The 18,696-nt window shown below is 68.7% G+C and carries 20 protein-coding genes, 3 tRNA genes and 1 pseudogene; 6 read left to right on the top strand and 18 right to left on the bottom strand.

The window, feature by feature from the left end; all coding sequences use genetic code 11:
- Positions 1-100 precede the first annotated feature (100 nt).
- Positions 101-496, top strand: a complete 396-nt coding sequence (locus tag GGR12_RS06910) for a DUF1489 family protein (protein ID WP_183203595.1) — start codon at positions 101-103, stop codon at positions 494-496.
- 41 nt (positions 497-537) lie between these two features.
- Complete coding sequence (locus tag GGR12_RS06905) at positions 538-2,385, top strand: patatin-like phospholipase family protein (RefSeq protein WP_246328743.1); 1,848 nt, start codon at positions 538-540, stop codon at positions 2,383-2,385.
- 253 nt (positions 2,386-2,638) lie between these two features.
- On the opposite strand, the pseudogene GGR12_RS16550 reads toward GGR12_RS06905, so the two are convergent.
- The 15 genes and pseudogenes from GGR12_RS16550 to GGR12_RS06830 all read right to left on the bottom strand — a co-directional run.
- Positions 2,639-3,055 (bottom strand): annotated as a pseudogene (locus tag GGR12_RS16550) (methyltransferase domain-containing protein); the annotation flags it as partial.
- Positions 3,056-3,084: 29 nt separating this feature from the next.
- A tRNA-His gene (locus GGR12_RS06895) sits at positions 3,085-3,161 on the bottom strand.
- A 207-nt stretch (positions 3,162-3,368) separates the two neighbouring features.
- A complete protein-coding gene (locus tag GGR12_RS06890) occupies positions 3,369-4,112 on the bottom strand; it encodes a M48 family metallopeptidase (RefSeq protein ID WP_183203593.1) in 744 nt (247 codons plus the stop codon).
- Between the two features lie 120 nt (positions 4,113-4,232).
- Positions 4,233-4,949 carry a TonB family protein gene (locus tag GGR12_RS06885; protein WP_183203592.1) on the bottom strand — a complete coding sequence of 239 codons (717 nt, stop codon included), beginning with the start codon at positions 4,947-4,949 and terminating at the stop codon, positions 4,233-4,235.
- Positions 4,950-4,962: 13 nt separating this feature from the next.
- Positions 4,963-5,400, bottom strand: coding sequence for a biopolymer transporter ExbD (locus tag GGR12_RS06880; RefSeq protein WP_183203591.1), 438 nt, complete (start codon positions 5,398-5,400; stop codon positions 4,963-4,965).
- A gap of 5 nt (positions 5,401-5,405) precedes the next feature.
- The gene (gene exbB, locus GGR12_RS06875) at positions 5,406-6,311 is read right to left on the bottom strand and encodes a tonB-system energizer ExbB (RefSeq protein ID WP_183203590.1); all 906 of its coding nucleotides are present in this window, start codon (positions 6,309-6,311) and stop codon (positions 5,406-5,408) included.
- Between the two features lie 380 nt (positions 6,312-6,691).
- A tRNA-Phe gene (locus GGR12_RS06870) sits at positions 6,692-6,767 on the bottom strand.
- A gap of 64 nt (positions 6,768-6,831) precedes the next feature.
- The gene (locus GGR12_RS06865; protein ID WP_183203589.1) at positions 6,832-6,996 is read right to left on the bottom strand and encodes a DNA gyrase inhibitor YacG; all 165 of its coding nucleotides are present in this window, start codon (positions 6,994-6,996) and stop codon (positions 6,832-6,834) included.
- A 2-nt stretch (positions 6,997-6,998) separates the two neighbouring features.
- The gene (locus GGR12_RS06860; protein ID WP_343053132.1) at positions 6,999-8,024 is read right to left on the bottom strand and encodes a ribonuclease E/G; all 1,026 of its coding nucleotides are present in this window, start codon (positions 8,022-8,024) and stop codon (positions 6,999-7,001) included.
- Positions 8,021-8,599 carry a Maf family nucleotide pyrophosphatase gene (locus GGR12_RS06855; RefSeq protein ID WP_183203588.1) on the bottom strand — a complete coding sequence of 193 codons (579 nt, stop codon included), beginning with the start codon at positions 8,597-8,599 and terminating at the stop codon, positions 8,021-8,023. Before GGR12_RS06855 ends, GGR12_RS06860 begins: the two co-directional genes overlap by 4 nt.
- 12 nt (positions 8,600-8,611) lie before the next feature.
- Complete coding sequence (gene infA / locus GGR12_RS06850) at positions 8,612-8,830, bottom strand: translation initiation factor IF-1 (RefSeq protein ID WP_003164348.1); 219 nt, start codon at positions 8,828-8,830, stop codon at positions 8,612-8,614.
- A 102-nt stretch (positions 8,831-8,932) separates the two neighbouring features.
- On the bottom strand, positions 8,933-9,394 hold the full coding sequence (locus GGR12_RS06845; RefSeq protein ID WP_343053131.1) for a UPF0262 family protein: 462 nt from the start codon (positions 9,392-9,394) through the stop codon (positions 8,933-8,935).
- Entirely contained in the window at positions 9,391-9,882 is a 492-nt protein-coding gene (locus GGR12_RS06840; protein WP_183203586.1) for a DUF2948 family protein, read from the bottom strand. The genes GGR12_RS06845 and GGR12_RS06840 overlap by 4 nt, the downstream gene beginning before the upstream one ends.
- Positions 9,872-11,161 (bottom strand): UDP-N-acetylglucosamine 1-carboxyvinyltransferase, encoded by a 1,290-nt coding sequence (gene murA / locus GGR12_RS06835; protein WP_183203585.1) that lies wholly within the window; start codon positions 11,159-11,161, stop codon positions 9,872-9,874. Before murA ends, GGR12_RS06840 begins: the two co-directional genes overlap by 11 nt.
- Before the next feature lie 115 nt (positions 11,162-11,276).
- Entirely contained in the window at positions 11,277-11,489 is a 213-nt protein-coding gene (locus GGR12_RS06830; RefSeq protein WP_183203815.1) for a hypothetical protein, read from the bottom strand.
- A gap of 114 nt (positions 11,490-11,603) precedes the next feature.
- On the opposite strand from GGR12_RS06830, the gene GGR12_RS06825 reads away from it, so the two are divergent.
- A tRNA-Thr gene (locus tag GGR12_RS06825) sits at positions 11,604-11,678 on the top strand.
- A 155-nt stretch (positions 11,679-11,833) separates the two neighbouring features.
- Here the strand turns inward: GGR12_RS06825 and GGR12_RS06820 are convergent.
- The 3 genes from GGR12_RS06820 to GGR12_RS06810 form a co-directional block, all read right to left on the bottom strand.
- Complete coding sequence (locus GGR12_RS06820) at positions 11,834-12,367, bottom strand: hypothetical protein (protein ID WP_183203584.1); 534 nt, start codon at positions 12,365-12,367, stop codon at positions 11,834-11,836.
- A 49-nt stretch (positions 12,368-12,416) separates the two neighbouring features.
- Positions 12,417-12,893 carry a peptide-methionine (R)-S-oxide reductase MsrB gene (gene msrB / locus GGR12_RS06815; RefSeq protein WP_183203583.1) on the bottom strand — a complete coding sequence of 159 codons (477 nt, stop codon included), beginning with the start codon at positions 12,891-12,893 and terminating at the stop codon, positions 12,417-12,419.
- Positions 12,894-12,998: 105 nt separating this feature from the next.
- Positions 12,999-14,489: a hypothetical protein gene (locus tag GGR12_RS06810; RefSeq protein WP_183203582.1), complete on the bottom strand. Its 1,491-nt coding sequence runs from the start codon at positions 14,487-14,489 to the stop codon at positions 12,999-13,001.
- A gap of 161 nt (positions 14,490-14,650) precedes the next feature.
- Between GGR12_RS06810 and GGR12_RS06805 the strand changes: the two genes are divergently transcribed.
- The 3 genes from GGR12_RS06805 to GGR12_RS06795 all read left to right on the top strand — a co-directional run bounded on the left by GGR12_RS06805 (position 14,651) and on the right by GGR12_RS06795 (position 18,696).
- The gene (locus tag GGR12_RS06805; RefSeq protein WP_183203581.1) at positions 14,651-16,633 is read left to right on the top strand and encodes an acetyl-CoA carboxylase biotin carboxylase subunit; all 1,983 of its coding nucleotides are present in this window, start codon (positions 14,651-14,653) and stop codon (positions 16,631-16,633) included.
- Between the two features lie 173 nt (positions 16,634-16,806).
- Positions 16,807-18,195 carry an HD-GYP domain-containing protein gene (locus GGR12_RS06800; protein ID WP_183203580.1) on the top strand — a complete coding sequence of 463 codons (1,389 nt, stop codon included), beginning with the start codon at positions 16,807-16,809 and terminating at the stop codon, positions 18,193-18,195.
- A 99-nt stretch (positions 18,196-18,294) separates the two neighbouring features.
- Positions 18,295-18,696: a hypothetical protein gene (locus tag GGR12_RS06795; protein ID WP_183203579.1), complete on the top strand. Its 402-nt coding sequence runs from the start codon at positions 18,295-18,297 to the stop codon at positions 18,694-18,696.

Below are 18,696 nucleotides of genomic sequence, written 5' to 3'. Positions count from 1 at the left end.
TCCGAGCCGCTCCGCGGCCCACCTTCCCCCGAAATGGGGGAAGGATGCTGATCCCGGACCTGCCTTACTTCCTCGCCAAATCCGCGCTAGGCCGCGCCCCATGCCCCTGAACATGATCAAGCTGTGCGTCGGCGTCTCCGACGTCGAGACGCTGGAGCGGAACGCCGAGCGCAGCGACTGGCGCATCGTCCACACGCGGATGACGCCCAAACGCGCAGCAGAGATCGAGGACGGCGGTTCGCTGTACTGGGTCATCAAGGGCTCGGTGCTGTGCCGCCAGCCGATCCTGGACATCTCCACCGTGGGCGAGGGCGCGGCCAGCCGCTGCGAGATCAAGCTGGAGTCGCGCGTCATCCGCACCGCCCCGCTGGCGCGGCGACCGTTCCAGGGCTGGCGCTATTTCGACAAGGATGTGCCGCCCGACCTGACGGCGGCCGAGGCCACCGACCTTCCCGGCGATCTGGTCCGCGAACTGAGGGAACTCGGGGCGTGGTGAGACGCTCTCGCGTCTCCCGCGACTCTCGTTAGGCTTCCTGCATGGCCCCTGCCCGCTCCGATCGGCTGGAAGACGCCCTGCACCGCATCTTCGAGGGCGGGAAGAACACGCGCGCCAGCTGGTTCGCCCTGACCGGCGGCGAGACCCTGTTCGCGGAAGGCGACCCGGCCGACACCCTGTATCTGCTGCGCTCGGGCCGTCTCGGCGTGTTCCGGCGCGAGGTCGCCGAACAGCCGCCCCAGTTCGTCGGCGTCATCCGGCCCGGCGATCCGGCCGGCGAGATGGCCATGCTGGCCGGCAGCCCGCACACCGCCGACGTCGTGGCCCTGCGCGATTCCGAAATCCTCGCCCTGCCCCGCGAGGCCTTCTTCGAGGCCGCCCGCACCGAGCCGGACCTGATGGTCGAGCTGTCGCGCCTGATGATCCAGCGCGCGCGCGACCGGCGCTCGGGCGGCGGCGAACCCAGTGTGTTCGGCTTCGTCTCGGCCCGCCCCCAGCCCATCCGCGCCTTCGTCGAGCGGGTGGCCGCCGCCATCGAGGCCGACGGCTTCACCTGCGAAGTCATCGACCATTCCGCCCTCGCCTCGGCGGCCGAATGGTTCAGCCGGGTCGAGGATGCGCACGACTTCGTCCTGTACGTCGCCGAGATGGACGAGCCCGCCTGGGCCGCCCTGTGCGCCCGCCAGGTGGATCGCGTGTTCGTCGTCGGCTCGGGCCTGATGGCCCCGCCGAACAGACCCATGCCCCACGCCGGCGTGCTGGACGCCCAGCGCCGCACCGACCTGGTGCTGCTGCGCGATCCGCGCATGGCCCGGCCGGCCAACACCGCCGTCTGGCTGGACGCGGTGCAGCCCGGCCGGTGGTTCCAGGCGGTCGAGGGCGATCACGCAGACGCGGCCCGCATCGCCCGCGTGGTCACCGGCTCGGCCGTGGGCGTGGTCATGTCAGGCGGCGGCGCCCGGGCCTATTCGCACATCGGCGCGCTGAGGGCCCTGAAGGAGGCCGGCGTGCCGATCGACTTCGTCGGCGGCTCGTCGATGGGCGCCGTCGTGGCCGCGGGTCCGGCCATGGGCTGGTCCCAGGACGAGCTTGAGGACCGCATCCGCAACTCGTTCGTGAAGAGCGACCCGCTGTCGGACATCACCTTCCCGATGCTGGCCATGAGCCGGGCCCGGAAGGTCGAGCGCCTGCTGGAAGACGCCTACGGCGACATCGACATGGCCGATCTGGTGCGGCCGTTCTTCTGCGTCTCGACCAATCTGACGACCGGGAAGATCGAGGTGCATCGCCGCGGCCTGATGCGCCGGGCCATGCGCGCCTCCATCGCCATCCCGGGCATTCTGCCGCCCATCGTCATCGACGGCCAGGTGCTGGTCGACGGCGCCGTGCTGAAGAATTTCCCGGCCGAGGTCATGCGCCAGATGACCAGCGGCCCGATCGTCGGCATCGACATGTCCGAGGCCCGCGGCGTCGATCCCGACCTGATCGAGAACCCGCCGTCGATCTGGCGGCTGATCGCCACCGGCGCATGGAAGCGCGGCCCGCCGATCGTCTCGATCATGATGCGCTCCGCGACCCTGACGACCGACGCGGATCTGGAAAGCTCGCGCGCCGCGACGGACGTGCTTGTGCAGCCGACGCCCGACGGCATCGATATCCGCGACTGGAAGGGCTTCGTTCCCGCCGTGGACGCCGGCTATCGCGCCATGAAGGATGCACTGGCCAAACTGGACGGGCCGGTGACGGGTCTTCGTCGCCGTCGCGCCCTCAGCGACGACGCGCCACCAGAAACAGGCGGGGAAACGGCAGCAGGGTCACCCCATCCCACCGTCGCGGGAAAGCTTCGGAAAGCCGTTCGCCGAGGGCGGAAAGATAAGACGAACGCATAGCCGGATCGTCCGCCAAGGCCGTCATGTAGGGACGCAGCGCCGTGCCCTTCATCCATTCCAGCACCGCATCCGCCCCGTTCAGCACGTGCAGATAGGTGGTCGACCAGATGTCGATGTCGCGGCAGGCGGGCGCCAGCAGATCGTAGTAGCGCTCGACCGCCAGCAACGGTCGGATGGTGTTCACGGATTCAAGCCTGGCCGCCCACGGTCCGTCCGCCGCCACGGCGCGCATCAGGGTGTGTTGCCGGCTCTCGTGCGCCAGGGGCATCTGCGCCGCCAGCACGCCGCCTGACGCCAGCGCGGCGGTCAGCCGGGGCAGCAGGCCCTCATGATCCGGCAACCACTGCAGCGAGGCGTTGGCGAAGATCAGGTCGACCGGCCAGTCCGCGGACCACGATCCGATATCGCCCGCGCGCCAGTCGACGTCGACACTGAGCTCCCGCGCCTGCTTGAGCATGGCCGGGCTCGAATCGAGGCCGTGGACACGGGCGCCGGGATGGCGACGCTTGAGCAAGGCGGCGTGCTGTCCGGTTCCGCAGCCCAGATCCCAGATCTCGCGCGGCTCCAGATCGCCGGGCACGCGCAGCAACAGGTCCAGCGCGGCGCGATCCCGCTCGGCTTCGAAACGACTGTATTGCGTGGGGTCCCAGGCGGGCGACGAGTCGGTCATGCCTGACATCGTCCCCTGGTGGGCGGGGATGGTACAGCCTCTCAGGATTGAACTGAGGACCTCCGGCTCCACAAACCGGCGCTCTAACCAGCTGAGCTAAGGCTGCACATATCCGCGCGAGCGGCGTCTGTAGCGGGGTCGCGTGCGCCGATCAAGCTGGATTTCAACATAGTGACGATAGGCAGGGTCGAGGGGCGAGGGTCGAGGGTCGAAGTGTCGGAGACGGCAACCTGCAGACGGCCTTCCGTGGCTCCATCATCTGGTCCCATACGCTTTCGACCCTCGCCCCTGGGCCCTCGCCCCTCATCAGGCGTCAGCTCCAGCCGCGGCTGGCGATGTACTGCTCCAGCGCCGCAATGCGGGTCGTGTCGGACGGGTGGGTCGAGGCGAATTCCGGGGTCGAGCCCTCCCGCTGCTGTTGCATCAGCCGCCACAGGACGATCGCCTGCGAAGGCCGGTAGCCGGCCCGCTCCATGTAGTCGACGCCGAGGCGGTCGGCCTCCAGCTCGTCACGGCGCGAGAACGGCAGCAGGACGCCGAACTGGGCCCCGAGTCCGCCGATGGCGCCCACGGCCTGTCCATAGTCGCCGGCGACGCCCTGAACCCCGCTGAGGACGATGCTGCTGGCGGCCGTGGTCGAATAGCGCTCGGCGGCGTGGCGGGCCACCACATGGCCGACCTCATGGCCCAGGACGGCGGCCAGCTGGTCGTCGTTCTCGACCAGGGCCAGAAGGCTGGTGGTCACCCCGATCTTGCCGGACGGCAGGACGAAGGCGTTCGGGCTGGTGCTGACGAAGACCGCATACTCCCAGCGGCGGTCGGTCAGGCCCGCGGCCCCGACGATACGCTCGCCCACACGGCGGATACGGGCGTTGGCGGCGGCGTCGCTGGAGGTGCGCTCCGTACGCAGCATCTCGGCCCAGGCGGCGTCCGCCTGCTGATCCAGGGCACGGTCGTCGACGATCAGGAACTGGTCGCGGCCGAGGGTGTCGTTGTAGGCGCAGGCCGACAGGGCGAGGCCCGCGGCGAAGAGGGGGATCAGGGTCGTTCGGGTCATGCGGTCTCCGGCTCAAGCTTCACCGCACAACGCCGGCCAGGGCGGATCGCTCCGCACCGCGCAAACGAAAACGCCCCGGAGGTGATCCTCCGGGGCGTCATCGTCTTTAGTCCTGTCGGCCTAGTCTGCCGGCGGGAGGAAGCGAACCGACCAGCGGACGGTTGCGCCTTCAGCCGCGCCGTCGACGGTACGGGGCGAAACCCGCGAGCGTCGAGCGGCTGCCAGGGCCGCCTGGCCGAAGCCCATACCAGCGGGCTCTTCCGAGACGACCGAGCAGTTCTGCAGGCTGCCGTTCGGCTGCACCGTGCACTGCACCGTAGCGCGACCACCGTCGACGCCGCGATCCATGGCGCGCTGCGGGAAGTCCGGAGCCACCTGACGAGCCCAGGTCGGGTTCGTGATGACCGACGGACGCGCCGGAGCCGGCGGGGCCGGAGGCGGCGGAGGTCCGGGGACGATCGCCGGGGGCCCCGAGTACTCGACCCGTTCTTCCTTCTTCGTCGGCTCAATGTAGACCGGCGGAGGCGGAGTCGTGGTCGCGACCGGAGCCGGGACGCGAACCTGCAGCTTGGGCGGCGGGGGCGTGTCCGGCGGCGGCGGCGGCGGCGGGGGCGGAGGAGGCGGCGGGACCGGCTCGATCAGCTCCACGTCGACGGCGTCGTCCGAGTAGCGCACTTCACGCAGCTTGAACTGCATGTTCACGAAGTAGAACGCCAGCAGGGCGAAGAGAATGCTGACGACCGCCAGGCTGGTGATCAGGACCCCCGGGGGAACCCCGAGGAAACCCTTGGGCTTGGGCGGGTCGTAGCGACTGCGGTGATATTCAACGTCTGTCATGATTCACCGGCCCTTACTTCGTGGACGTGTCTTCGCCGACCAGGGCCACGCTGTAGAAGCCGTGATCCTGCAGCGAATTCATGACCTGCATGAAATCACCGTAGCGGGTTTGCTGGTCCGCACGGATGAAGATCCGTTCGTCCGACGGCGGCTTGTTGCCGATCATCGTGCCCAGCGTGCTTCCGACCGCATCGATGTCCACCCGGTTGTCCCCGATGTAGGCCGATCCATCGTTCTGGATAGAAACGAAGAACGGCTTCGGCGGGTTTTCTTGGGGCGGTGCGACCGCGCGCGGCAGTTTGACCTCCACCGACACGGTGGCGAGCGGAGCCGCCACCATGAAGATGATGAGCAGGACAAGCATGATGTCCACGAACGGCGTGACGTTAATCTCGCTGTTCTGCTCGATGGCGTACTTGCCGCCGCCGCCACCTGAAAGTTTGGCGGCCATGCTGCTTACGCCCCCTTGTCGAGGTTACGCGAGATCGCGTTGATCAGCTCGGCGTTGAAGCCGTCCGAACGGGTGCCGTACGAGGCGATGCGCGTGTTGAAGTAGTTGTAGAAGATAACGGCCGGGATAGCGGCGAACAGACCGATACCGGTGGCGAGCAGGGCTTCGGCGATGCCGGGAGCCACGACGGCCAGGTTGGTCGTGTTGGAGTTCGCGATGCCGATGAACGAGTTCATGATGCCGTACACGGTGCCGAACAGACCGATGAACGGACCGGTCGAACCCACCGAGGCGAGGAACTGCTGGCCGCCCGACAGGCGCTTGGCCAGACCCGACTGCACTGCAGCCACGGCCGTTTGGGCGCGGAGCAGAGCCGAGTCACGGTGATCGCCGGTGACCGACAGACCAGCCTGACGCGACAGTTCGATTTCGTCGGTGGCCGCGGCGGCCATGTCGGCCAGCGGGTTGCCTTCGAACTCGTCCGAGGTTGCGACCTTACGCATGTCCGCGATGGTGCGGGCGCCGCGGAAGGATTCCAGGAAGCGGTCGGTGGCGCGGTTCAGCGAGCCGAACTCGAACAGCTTGATGAGCAGCAGGGTCCAGGAGAAGACCGAAGCCAGAACGAGGCCGATCATCACGACCTTAACGACGATGTCCGCGTCCATGAACATGGAGGCGACGGTCATCTTGCCGTGGCTTTCGGCGGCGGGAGCTTCCTCGGCCGGAGCGGCCTCGGGAGCCGGGGTCGCGGCGGCGGCGGCAGCGGCGTCAGCCGGAGCAGCAGTGGTGGTGGTCGCGGCGGCCGGAGCGGCCGGAGCGGCGGCATCCTGCGCGAGGACCGGCGTACCGGCCATCAGGACGGCGGCGCCGGCCATGGCCAGGAGGATGTTGGTCTTCTTGAAATCGAGCATAGTTCGCCAGTTCCTGCTTTGGTCTGACACGTGGAACCCTGGAGATCGGCCGCATTCGCGACCGCCCCCGATGAAAATCTCTCGTCCACATCGCCGGGGTTCACGGAACCCCGCTCTGCGGAACGCCTCCTGACGCTTCCGGTTGCCTTGCGGCGATCCGGGGCGGTGTCGACTGCCTTGGGAAACCGTTTTCCCTCGTCAAGTCGGCCGCTCGCAAAGGAAAGCGGTCAAGCTCCTTTGGCGAACGGTTACCAGAGCGTCAAGTGCGCAACGGCGCTTTTCCCCCCACGGGGGACAAACGCGTTCAATCCCGAAGATTGGGGCCGAAAGCGACATTTTGATGATGGGTGTTCACCGATTTCCGACTGGGGAAACGGGAATGGTGCCTGGGGGCGGATTCGAACCACCGACACGCGGATTTTCAATCCGCTGCTCTACCAACTGAGCTACCCAGGCGCACGCTTTGAAGCGAGGGAGCGGGGTCTATAAGCGAGCCGCTTTCGGGTGGCAAGCGGTCAGATCAGTCTTCTTCGCGGTCATTCGTCGAAGCGTCGTCGACGCTGTCCGGAATGGCGTATCCGCCGCTGAACCAGCGCTGCAGATCGACATCGGCGCAGCGCTTTGAGCAGAAGGGTTTGTACTTGGGGCCGGCCGGCTGGCGGCGGCAGATCGGACAGGTGGCCATGGTCAGCCCTCCTCGACGACTATAGCGCCCGGCGCAAGCGCCGGATCCGCCCGCACCCCGGCCCTCGGCCCCAGCCTCGCGACCAGGGGAGCCGCCAGCGCCGCATCATCCGGCGCACAGCGCGCAACGACCCGGGCCCGGGTGGTGTCGGACATCAACTCCAGTTTCAGCCGGCGGGTCACGGCGATCGCCCGGGTCAGGACCGAGCGGGAATCAATCACCTCCTCCAGCGGCGTCCGGCGCCACGGCAGGGCCAGCTGGAGCACGCCGAAGCGGTTGATCGGGCCGTAGACGATGTCGGGATCCGATCCGAAGGCCTCCCGCGCGGCCGAAAGAATCGCCGCGCCGTCGTGTCCGACCCCGATCAGGTCGATGGCGACCAGTCCGCCCCACCGTCTCAGCCGCATGATGCGGGCCGCCTCACGCAGGCCCTGGCGATTCGCCCGGTCGCGCGCCTTGCCTCCGGTACCCGGCCCAGGGGTCGCGGCGAGGTCCAGATCGACCGCGATCAGCGCCCGCGTGCGCTCGACCATCAGGTCCAGGCCGGTGTCGGGATATTTCCCGACAGAGGAAGCGGCCTCCTCCTCAGCCTCCAGGCCGGCCTCGATCGCGGCGCGTCCGGCGATCTGTTCGACGCCCGGCGCCAGCTGTTCAAGAATCTCCGGGACCGTGGGCGCCGGGCTCAGCAGACGCGGCGCGCCCTCCCCTGCCCCCAGCATGCGAAGCACGACGCCCTTTGATTCCCGGCGTTCGGCGACGACCTCGACCTCGACCTTGGCCCCGACCAGCACCTTTTCACTGGCCCGAAGCGGCAGGAAGCCCGGCGCGGAGGTCGATCCCAGCTCGATGAAGGCGCCCTTCAGGCCCGCGGGGGCGTCGATGACCCGCCCGACCGAGCGCGCGCCCAGCCGCAGCTGCGGGTCGTCGTCGTCCCTGTATATAATGAGATGTTCCGGCCGGCCGTCCCGCATGACGACGCCCCGGACCTCCCCGGGCGTGTTGTCGAGGAAGGCCTCCAGCCGGCTCACGACGGCCGCCAGCCCGCGCCGGCCAGCAGATTCACGCTTTCGGGCAGCGGCAGGCCCATTACGGCCGGATAGCTGCCGACCAGTCGTGTGACGAAGGCGCCGGCCCGGCCCTGGATGCCGTAGGCCCCCGCCTTGCCCCTCCATTCGCCGGACGCGACGTAGGCGGCGATCTCGGCGTCGGACAGGACCTTGAAGCTGACCCGCGTATCGACGACGCGATGGCGCACCTGGCCGCCCGCGGCCACGGCCACGCCGGTCAGCACCCGGTGATTGCGGCCGGACAGCAGTTTCAGAAAGCGGGTCGCCTCGGCCTCGTCGGCGGCCTTTTCAAGCAGGCGGCGGCCGACGGCGACGACGGTGTCGGCGGCCAGCACCACGGCCCCCGGCGCCCGGTCGGCGACGGCGCGGGCCTTGCTGACGGCCAGACGCGCGGCGAGACGCGGCGGCGTCTCGTCCTTCAGCGGCGTTTCGTCGATGTCGGCGGGGTCGATGCGGTCGGGGACGATCCCGACCAGCGCCAGCAGTTCAACGCGGCGCGGGCTGGCCGAAGCCAGCACCAATTCAGGACGGCTCACCCGAGCCCGTCCTTACTTGAAGCGATAGGTGATGCGGCCCTTGGTCAGGTCGTAGGGCGTCATTTCGACCAGGACCTTGTCGCCGGCCAGAACGCGGATGCGGTTCTTGCGCATCTTGCCGGCGGTGTGGGCGATGATTTCGTGGTCGTTCTCGAGCGTCACGCGGAACGTCGCGTTCGGCAGCAGTTCGCTGACGACGCCGGGAAACTCGAGCAGTTCTTCCTTAGCCATGCGGCCTCTCACGCCCGGTGGATACGAGTCGGGACGCGCGCCGGGCGGAGCGCGCGTCGAAATGAGGGCGCCTAATGCCCCAAAACGCGTCGTTAGTCGAGGTCAGCGGCGGTAAAGCGCCGTCACCAGCGTGAACAGGCGCCGCGCCGTCTCGTGGTCGATGCCGATCTTGCCGTCCAGGCGGGTCTGAAGCACCTCCGCCCCCTCGTTGTGCAAACCGCGGCGGCCCATGTCGACCGCCTCGATCTTGCCGACGTCGGTCCCGCGCAGCACCTCGTAGTAGCTGTCGCAGATCTCGATGTAGTCCTTGATGATCTTGTTCAGGGGCGACATCGACAGGCCGTGGGCCTTCGAGAATCCGGGGCCGGTCACATCGAAGACCAGGCGGCCGTCCTGGGACGACATCTTCAGGGCGTAGGGGCCGCGTTCAGCGCCCACGGGCTCGAAACTGTTCTTCTCGACCAGGTCGAAGATGGCGACGCGGCGCTCATGCTCGATTTCAGCCGTCGCCGCCGGCAGGCTGGCGGCGTCCAGTTCGATCGACGACAGGCGATGGTCGCTCACGCGGCGGCGTCTCCGGTCTCCGGCGAATCCGCCAGATGGGTCGGGGCGATGCGGGCGGGCCAGCGCTCCGACAGGTCCGTCAGCACGGCGTCGAGGCATTCCACGTCGATACGCAGGTCGCCGCCCCCGGCGAACATCAGGATGACCCGTCCGCCCGGCGCCTCGGTCGGCTCGAAATCCATCGCCAACAGCTCCAGCGCGCTTTCAGGACCGCGAGGCAGGCGGCGGCTTTTCACCGCCAGCACGTCGCCGAACTGCATCGCCGCCATCACCCGGGTGCCGCCGCACTCCCAGCAGAACCGGCTCAGCGCCAGGGTCACCCGGCGTGCCGAGCGCTCCCAGACGATGTCGACCGGCCGCATGATCGCGTCCTGTAGCGCGGCCGAGATGATGTGCAGGTCGTCGGCGTCCTCGGCCAGCAGGCGCAGGGGCTCGATCGCCGTTCCCGGGATCGCCTCCTCCTCCGCGCCCGTAGCCTCAGTGTTCATTCGACTCGCCCTTGATCCGCCGGATATCGGCGCCGCACGCGCCCAGCTTCTCTTCCAAACGCTCGAAACCGCGATCCAGATGATACACGCGGCCGACGGTCGTCTCACCTTCAGCGACCAGGCCGGCGATCACGAGGCTGACCGAGGCCCGCAGGTCGGTGGCCATGACGGGTGCGCCATGCAGGACCGGCACGCCCTTCACGACGGCCTCGCCCGCCTGGACGTGGATGTCCGCGCCCAGACGCGCCAGTTCGGGCGCGTGCATGAAGCGGTTCTCGAAGATGTTCTCATGGATGACGCTCTCGCCCTCGGCGGTGGTCATCAGGGCCATGAACTGGGCCTGCAGGTCGGTGGCGAAGCCCGGATAGACTTCGGTCGTCACATTGACGGCCTTCAGACGCTGCTTCGGATCGCGCTTCACGATGACGCCGTCTTCGGTGGGAATCACCTCGACGCCGGCCTCGATCATCTTGTCGGTCAGGGCGCTCATCAGCTCGGGACGCGCCTTCGTCAGCCGCACCTCGCCCCCGGCCATGGCGGCCGCCACGGCGTAGGAGCCCATTTCGATCCGGTCGGCGATCACCGGCCAGTTCGCCCCGCCCAGCGACGTGACGCCGGTGATGGTCAGGACGTCGGTGTCGATTCCCTCGATCTTCGCGCCCATCGCCGTCAGGCAGCGGGCCAGGTCGCCGATCTCGGGCTCGCGCGCCGCCTTGCGCAGCACGGTCGTTCCCTGGGCCAGCACGGCGGCCAGCATGGCGTGCTCGGTCGCGCCGACGGAAACGAACGGGAATTCGATCTCGGCGCCCTTCAGGCCCTTCGGGGCGCGGGCGGTGACATAGCCCTCGTCCAGCTCGATCTCGGCGCCCAGCGCCGTCAGCGCCTGCAGGTGCAGATCGACCGGCCGCGCGCCGATGGTGCAGCCGCCCGGCAGCGAGACCTTGGCCTCGCCGGTGCGCGCCAGCAGCGGGCCCAGCACGTTGAATGAAGCCCGCATCTGCCGGACCAGATCGTAGGGCGCGAAGGTCGAACGAATCTGCGCCGCGTGGAACAGCGTCTCCTGCCCGTCGGCGCCGTCACGCTCGCTCACCTCGACGCCCAGCTCCTGCAGCAGGCGGCCAAGGAATTTGGTGTCCGCCAGGCGCGGCATGTTGGTGAGCAGCAGCGGCTGATCCGTCAGGATCGAGGCGGCCATCAACTTGAGGGCGGAGTTCTTGGCGCCGCTGACGGGAATCGATCCGTTCAGCGTGGCGCCGCCGGTGATGGCGATGCTGTCCATGTCGTCTCTTGCAACCCGGCGCCTGAAAAACCGAAAGGGGACGACGGGGGATCGGCTATCTAGCGCGGACGGCCCCGGTTGCGAAAGGCCGTCGACGGCGTACCGCCGATGACTTTCAGTTGCTCGGTCTTGCGGGCTTCACGGCCACCTTGCGGCGACGCAGGTTCTCGCGGAGCGCCTTGGCCAGCCGAAGCGCCTTCTCGGACTTCGCCTTGGGCGGCGCCGTCACGGGCGTGGTCACCTCCGGCGCGGCGGCCGGAGCGGCCTTCGCCACAGGCGTCGCGGGCGGCGGAACGTCGGTCGCCGGATCGGCGGCGGATGGCGTCATCGCGGGCTTGTCCATGAGGTGATGAGAGCCCGCGCAAAACTTTTCCGCAAGCTTCTGATTTCGGGGCTTCCCCAGTTGTCCCCGGTTAGCTATAGGGCCGCTTCCTCAGTTTCCGCCGCCGTAGCTCAGTGGTAGAGCGCATCCTTGGTAAGGCTGAGGTCGTGGGTTCGATTCCCCCCGGCGGCACCATTTAAAAGAAAGGCCCGATCGCGAGATCGGGCCTTTTTTCTTTGCGTTTTCAATGACCCGTGCGCGCACGTCTTTCGCGAACTGCTCAACGGCCGGATTGAACGGCGCGGGACCGGATGCGGGAATCAGCGATTCCCCGACACCGTCCTGACAGCCTACTGCCCGAGCGGAGGCAGACGGGTCGCACGCATCCCGCGCGATTCCAGTTCGTAGGCCGCACCGGCCTTCGAGCGTTCCGGAATGCCGAACAGGACATCCTCGGAATAGGGCCCGTAACCGTAGCCGTATCCATACGGATAGTAGCCGTTCTCGATCTGACGATAGCTCAGGTTCAGGCGGGCGTTGTCGCCGATCGGCAGCGACACCGCCGCGCCGTAGTCGCGATAGCCGCCGGTGCCGATTCCAAAGCTGAGCTGGCCGTGCATTTCGCGGTCGTCCTGCATCGCCACCGGCGCGCCGCCGTCGGCGTAGGGCACGGCGGCGGGATCGCGGTCCGACAGCCAGCGGTCGATCTGCTGATCGGTGGTCAGGCCGTGCGGGGCGGCCTCCTGGGTGGCTCCGATGACGCTGGGCGCGACCGGCTGGGTCGCGGCCGTCAGATCGACGGAGGTCGCAGGCGCGGTGGCGACAACGCCGTCCTGGTCGCTCGCGACGAGCGCGGCGGCCATCATCAGTGCGGAAACCAGCATGCGCCCAACTCCTGTACCAACCCCACCCTAGCCGCGATTAAGGCCAAGGTCAGGCGTTTCCGTCTCCCCGGTGCAACGGGTCGGGAAGCGGCTCGCCTTCGGCGACGAACTCGAGCGACACCGAGTTGATGCAGTAGCGCAGACCGGCGGGTCCGGGGCCGTCCGGGAAGACATGGCCCTGGTGGCTGCCGCAGCGGGCGCACAGGGTCTCGGTGCGCACCATGCCGTAGCTGGTGTCGGAGATCGCCTGGACGTGGGCCTCGTCCACCGGTTCGGTGAAACTGGGCCAGCCGGTGCCGCTTTCGAACTTGGTCACGCTGCGGAACAGCGGCAGGCCGCATTCGCGGCAGCAGAACACCCCTGCCCGCTTCTCGCCCAGCAGGGTGCCGCAGAACGGCGCCTCGGTGCCGTGGGCCAGCATGACGCGCTTCTCTTCGGGCGACAGGGCCGCTTCCAGCGCCGTCCGCTCGGCGTCGGTCGGGGGCGTGAGGTCGAAACCGGAGGGGGAGCGATGATCCTGGGTCATGCAGCCCAAATAGGAAGGGCCGGACGGGGGTTCCACCCCGTCCGGCCCTGATGTTCCGCTCCCGCGCTCAAGCAGCGCGAAGCGCGGTAGCGCTACTTACAACGCTTAACCGCCGAACAGCGTGCCCACCCAGGTGCGCACCGCGGCCTCGTCGGTCGGGTTGCCGGTGTAGGCCAGGCCTTGCGCCGGGGCGTAGGGCTGGCCGTTGGCGCGGGCGCGCGACGTCCAGGCCTTGTGACCGTAGCTGAGGTCCGAATAGTTCGACGGCAGACGCATGATGGTCGGCTCGATGAAGATCGTGTCCGTCGCCGTGGTCGAACCGGCGATGCGCACGTTCGGCAGCTTGGACAGCAGGTCCAGGGTGTCGAGGCAGCCGCCCGAGCAGCCGGCGTCAACCAGAACGACGACCGGACCCTGAACCGGGTTGGACGCGCCGGTGTCGGCAGCGACCGCGCGGCCCGGGACGGTGAAGGTCGACTGACCGGCGGCCAGGGCCGTGTCGAAGGCCGCGACGATGGCGCGGGTCTGTTCGATCACCGGACCGGCTTCCTGGACGAAGCGCGGATCGGCTTCCATGCGGCCAAGCGTGGCCGCGTACCAGTCGCGGTTACCCTGGGTGGCGCGGTAGGTGATGTCGCCGGCGGCCGGCTGGCGGCTGGAGGTGAACTCCGGCGTCCAGATGCGGTTGGCCAGCGCATAGCCGCGCGCGGTCGAGGTGTAGATCGAGCTGCCGGCGGCGCCGCGCAGATCCAGCACGAAGCCTTGCGGACCGCGCAGGGCGGCGGCCTGGGCCTCGATCTGGCTGTTGAAGGCGTCCCAGCCCGCCGAGTCGGCGAACGAGTGGACGTTGACCCACGGACGGCCGTTGACGGTCTCGATCGCCAGCGGCGTGGCCGACGGCATCCAGACGGTGGCGCGGTAGGCGGCCTCGAGGTCGCCCGGGGCCACCGGCACCGGCTTGATCTCGATGGCGCGGTTACGGCCGCGGCGTTCGAAGTTGCACAGCGACGGCACGCCGGCGGTGAACGGGTTGTTCCGGTTCCACATCAGATAGGGAGCGGTGGTGACGCGGCCGGCCTCGGTGTCGAGGTTGCCTTCCCAGCGGTCCAGCTTGGAGCGGGCGAACTGCTCGATCGGGATGGTGTTGCAGTCGACCAGCACGTCACCGACCTGCGGCGCATTGCGCACGCCCGGCTTCACATAGGTGACGACGTATTTGCCGTTGCGCCAGCCGGTGGTGAAGCCCGGCCAGCTGATGCCGAAATACGGGCCGACGCCTTCGAAGGTCGGGGTGGCCGAGATGTTCGAGTCGCGGAAGCCGCCGGTGTAGTAGCGCAGCAGATAGGCGTGGCTGTCGCCGCTGTTGACGCGATTGACCATGCCCAGGGATTCCTGGAGGCCGCTGTCCAGCCAGCCGCGGAAGCTGGTGCTGGCCTCGCCGGGAATGGCGGGCGCGGGGTGGTTGGCGGCCAGCTCGTCATGAGCGGTCTGCAGGTCCTGGCGGGCCAGGGCGCGGAAATCCTGGGCCTGAACGGCGCCGGCGCTGATGGCGACAGCCAGGGCCGCGGAGGCGGCGATGGGGAGGAAACGGGACATCAGAGTCAGGCTCCAGGGCCGATTGAACGGGAGACGGCAGCGTTTAAACCCGTCAGCAGCGACCTTGCCAAGCCTCTACCCCGTTCGGATGAACGCCCCCGGTCGGTTTACTCACGGAGGATCGCGGCCTAATCGGGGCGAAGCCTCACCCCCGGATACGCATGTTCAAGAAGATCCTGATCGCCAATCGCGGCGAGATCGCCGTCCGCATCATCAAGACCTGCCGCCGCATGGGCATCCAGACGGTGCAGGTTTATTCGGAGGCGGACGCCGGTTCGCTGGCCGTCGAAATGGCGGACGAGTCCGTACTGATCGGCCCCGCGCCGGCCGCCCAGAGCTATCTGCTGGCCGACAAAATCGTCGAGGCGGTCAAACAGACCGGCGCGGAAGCTGTGCACCCCGGCTTCGGCTTCCTGAGCGAAAATGCCGCATTCGCGCGCCGTCTGCGCGACGAGGGCATCGCCTTCATCGGCCCGAACCCCGAGGCGATCGACGCCATGGGCGACAAGATCACCTCCAAGAAATTCGCCCAGGACGCCGGCGTCTCGACCGTTCCCGGCCACATGGGCCTGATTGAATCGACCGAAGAGGCGGTGAAGATCGCCCGCGAGATCGGCTATCCGGTGATGATCAAGGCCTCCGCCGGCGGCGGCGGCAAGGGCATCCGCGTCGCCCACGGCGACGACGACATGGCCGAGGGCTTCGCGGCGGTGAAGGCCGAGGCGCTGAACGCCTTCGGCGACGACCGCGTCTTCCTCGAAAAATTCATCATCGATCCGCGCCACATCGAGATTCAGGTGCTGGGCGACAAGCACGGCAACGTCGTTCACCTGTTCGAGCGCGAATGCTCGATCCAGCGCCGCAATCAGAAGGTCATCGAGGAGGCCCCCTCCCCGCTGCTGGACGAAGCGACCCGCATGGCCATGGGCGCCCAGGCCGTCGCTCTGGCGAAGGCCGTCAACTACGATAGCGCCGGCACCGTCGAGTTCGTCGCCGGTCAGGACCGCAGCTTCTTCTTCCTCGAGATGAACACCCGCCTGCAGGTCGAGCACCCGGTCACCGAACTGATCACCGGCGTCGACCTGGTCGAGCAGATGATCCGCTCCGCCTGGGGTGAGAAGCTGGCCTTCGAACAGTCGGACCTGGCCATCAACGGCTGGGCCATCGAGAGCCGCATCTACGCCGAGGACCCCTACCGCGGCTTCCTGCCCTCCATCGGCCGCCTCGTCCGCTACGAGCAGCCCGAAGAGGGCGAGCACGAGGACGGCTACGTCGTGCGCAACGATTCCGGCGTCCGCGAGGGCGACGAGATCAGCATGTTCTACGACCCCATGATCGCCAAACTGTGCGCCTGGGCCCCGACCCGCGACGAAGCCCTGACCGGCATGGCCCGCGCGCTTGAGGACACCCACCTGGCCGGCGTCGGGCACAACGTGCCCTTCCTCGCCGCCGTCATGGACCAGCCGCGCTTCCGCAGCGGGAACATCTCGACCAGCTACATCAAGGACGAGTTCCCCGACGGCTTCCACGGCCTCAAGCCCGACGCGCGCCAGACCCACATCCTCATCGCCGCCGCCGTGGCCATGAACGAGATCCAGGCCGAGCAGGATGGCGACCCGTCGGACCGCACCGACTGGGTCGTCCTGATCGACAAGGAACCGCACGGCGTCACCCTGAGCTACGACGCCGACGAAGCCCTGCTGCTGGGCCTGACCGGCGGCGGTCACGTGCGCCTGTCCGACATCGAGTGGCGTCCCGGCCTGGCCCAGTTCCAGGCCGACCTGGACGGCGAGTCCTTCACGGCCGAGGTCAAGCGCGTCGCCGACGGCTTCGTCATCCGCCACCGCGCCGCCCGCGCCCGCGTCCGCGTGCTGCGCCCGCGCCTGGCCGACCTCTACGCCCGCCTGCCGGAGAAGGTCGCCGCCGACACCTCCAAACTGGTGCTGTCGCCCATGCCCGGCCTCGTCGTCGCCATCCCGGTGACCCTCGGCCAAGAGGTCAAGACCGGCGAGACCGTCGCCATCATCGAAGCCATGAAGATGCAGAACATCCTCAAGGCCGAGCGCGACGGCGTGGTGAAGTCCGTATCCGCCAAGGCCGGCGATCCGGTCGCCGCCGACGACGTGCTGGTGGAGTTCGGATAGCTCCGCCAAGCTTCTCCCGACCCCGACCGCTTCGCCCCCTCGCCAAAGCCGGCGGCGGCCGGTGTTCCTGAAACCGCCCGGCGTCAGGGGCGGAGGCCGCAACCTCCGCACGAAGGCTTAACCGCGCTTCTCGTACGGTGCCTCCCGTCGACGTCGACGAGGGGACCCGCGCCATGCCGAACCGGACCGCACCGCCCTCCCCGCCCGAGGCCTCGGCGGAGAGACTGCAACTGGCGGAGCTGCTGTCGGCGCTCAGCTATGCGCTCGATATCACCGAGGGCCAGCCGGCCGGGCATTGTGTGCGGGCGTGCTGGATCGGCATGCGGATCGGACGCCGGATCGGTCTGCCTGACGATGCGTTGTGGGAGCTCTACTACGCCCTGCTGCTCAAGGATCTGGGGTGCAGCAGCAACGCGGCGCGCATTTGCGAACTGTATCTGACTGACGATCTCAGCTTCAAACGCGACTTCAAATTCGTGAACCGCAGCCTGCCGCAGGTGCTGGGCTTCGTCTTCGCCCACACCGGGGTGCAGTCCGGCCTCGGGGCGCGGCTGCGGGCCGTCGCCAACATCATGCGCAACGGCGGCGACATCGCCCAGGAGCTGATCGAGACGCGCTGTCACCGGGGGGCCGACATCGCCCGCCGGCTGCGCTTCTCCGAGGCAGTGGCGCAAGGGATCCAGCACCTCGACGAGCACTGGGACGGCCGCGGCCGGCCGACGGGCGCGGCGGGCGAAGCGATCCCGGTCTACGCGCGCATCGCCCTGCTGGCGCAGGTGATAGACGTCTTCCAGACGGCGGGCGGGGCGGCGGCGGCGCGGCGCGAGGCGAAGGCGCGACGCGGGACGTGGTTCGATCCGGCGCTGGTCGACGCCTTCCTCGGGATCGCCGGGGAGCCCGACTTCTGGACCGGCCTTGCCGACCCCGACCTGCGCACCCGGATCTACGATCTGGAGCCGGCGCAGCACCGGGTGGCGGTGGACGAGGACTATCTGGACGACATCGCCGCCGCCTTCGGCCACGTGGTCGACGCCAAGAGTCCCTACACCAGCGGCCATAGCGAGCGGGTCGCCGGCTACGCCGACCGGCTGGGCGAGGCGATGGGCGTCGGGACCGAGCGGCGGCGCTGGCTGCGGCGCGCCGCCCTGCTGCACGACGTCGGCAAGCTGGGGGTCAGCAACGCCGTCCTCGACAAGCCCGCGCGGCTGGACGAGGACGAATGGGCCGCCGTTCAAGCGCATGCCACGCATACCGAGGCGATCCTGTCGCGCATCTCCTCCTTCCGCGAGATGGCGCGGGTGTCGGCGGCCCACCACGAGCGGCTGGACGGCGCTGGCTATCCGCACGCGCTGTCAGGCGGCGAGATCACCCTCGAGACCCGGATCATCACCGTCGCCGACTTCTTCGACGCGCTGACCGCCGAGCGACCCTATCGCGGCGCCCTGCCCGTCACGGAGGCGCTGGACATCATGCGCAAGACGGTCGGCGGAGCGCTGGATCCGGACGTTTTCGCCGCGCTGGAAACCATGGTCGGGGCGGAGCCGGCCGCTCAGGCGGCGTAGGCCATCCCTACGCAGCCGGGCTGAGCGGGATGGCGCGGACCTTGCCTTGCGCGCCCGACGGGCGGAAGGAGCGCGTGAAGCCACCACGGAGCGCCCCCGATGACCCAGCATGATGATGATCTCGACGACTCCGGCGGCTTCGACGTCGACGACTGGTCGCGCCTGAAGCCGTTCACGGGCCGCATCGCCGCCCTCGACGACGTCCGCGCCCGCCACGCGGTCTTTGCGCTGGACGACACCGAGAATCCCTCGCTCATCGACATGGACCTGCCCCAGCCCGTGATCTGGTGGGACGACGACGGCGAACAGGCGGCGGTCGCCGTCCAGGCCGAGGCCCACGTCAGCGCCGACGGTGAGACCATGGAGGTGCTGGGCCTCATCCTGCCCGACGGCGGCTCGGCTGTAGCGCTGCTGGAGGACGTCGACCTGGTCGACGACACCGATCCCGTCTGGCGCGAACTGGTCGAAAATGCGATCGGCCCGGCCGACGACGAGGACTGA

It is taken from the genome of Brevundimonas lenta (assembly GCF_014196335.1).
In the GTDB taxonomy this organism is placed as follows: domain Bacteria; phylum Pseudomonadota; class Alphaproteobacteria; order Caulobacterales; family Caulobacteraceae; genus Brevundimonas; species Brevundimonas lenta.
Note: the sequence above shows the minus strand (reverse complement) of the source record. Positions and strands in the feature narration are given on the sequence as shown.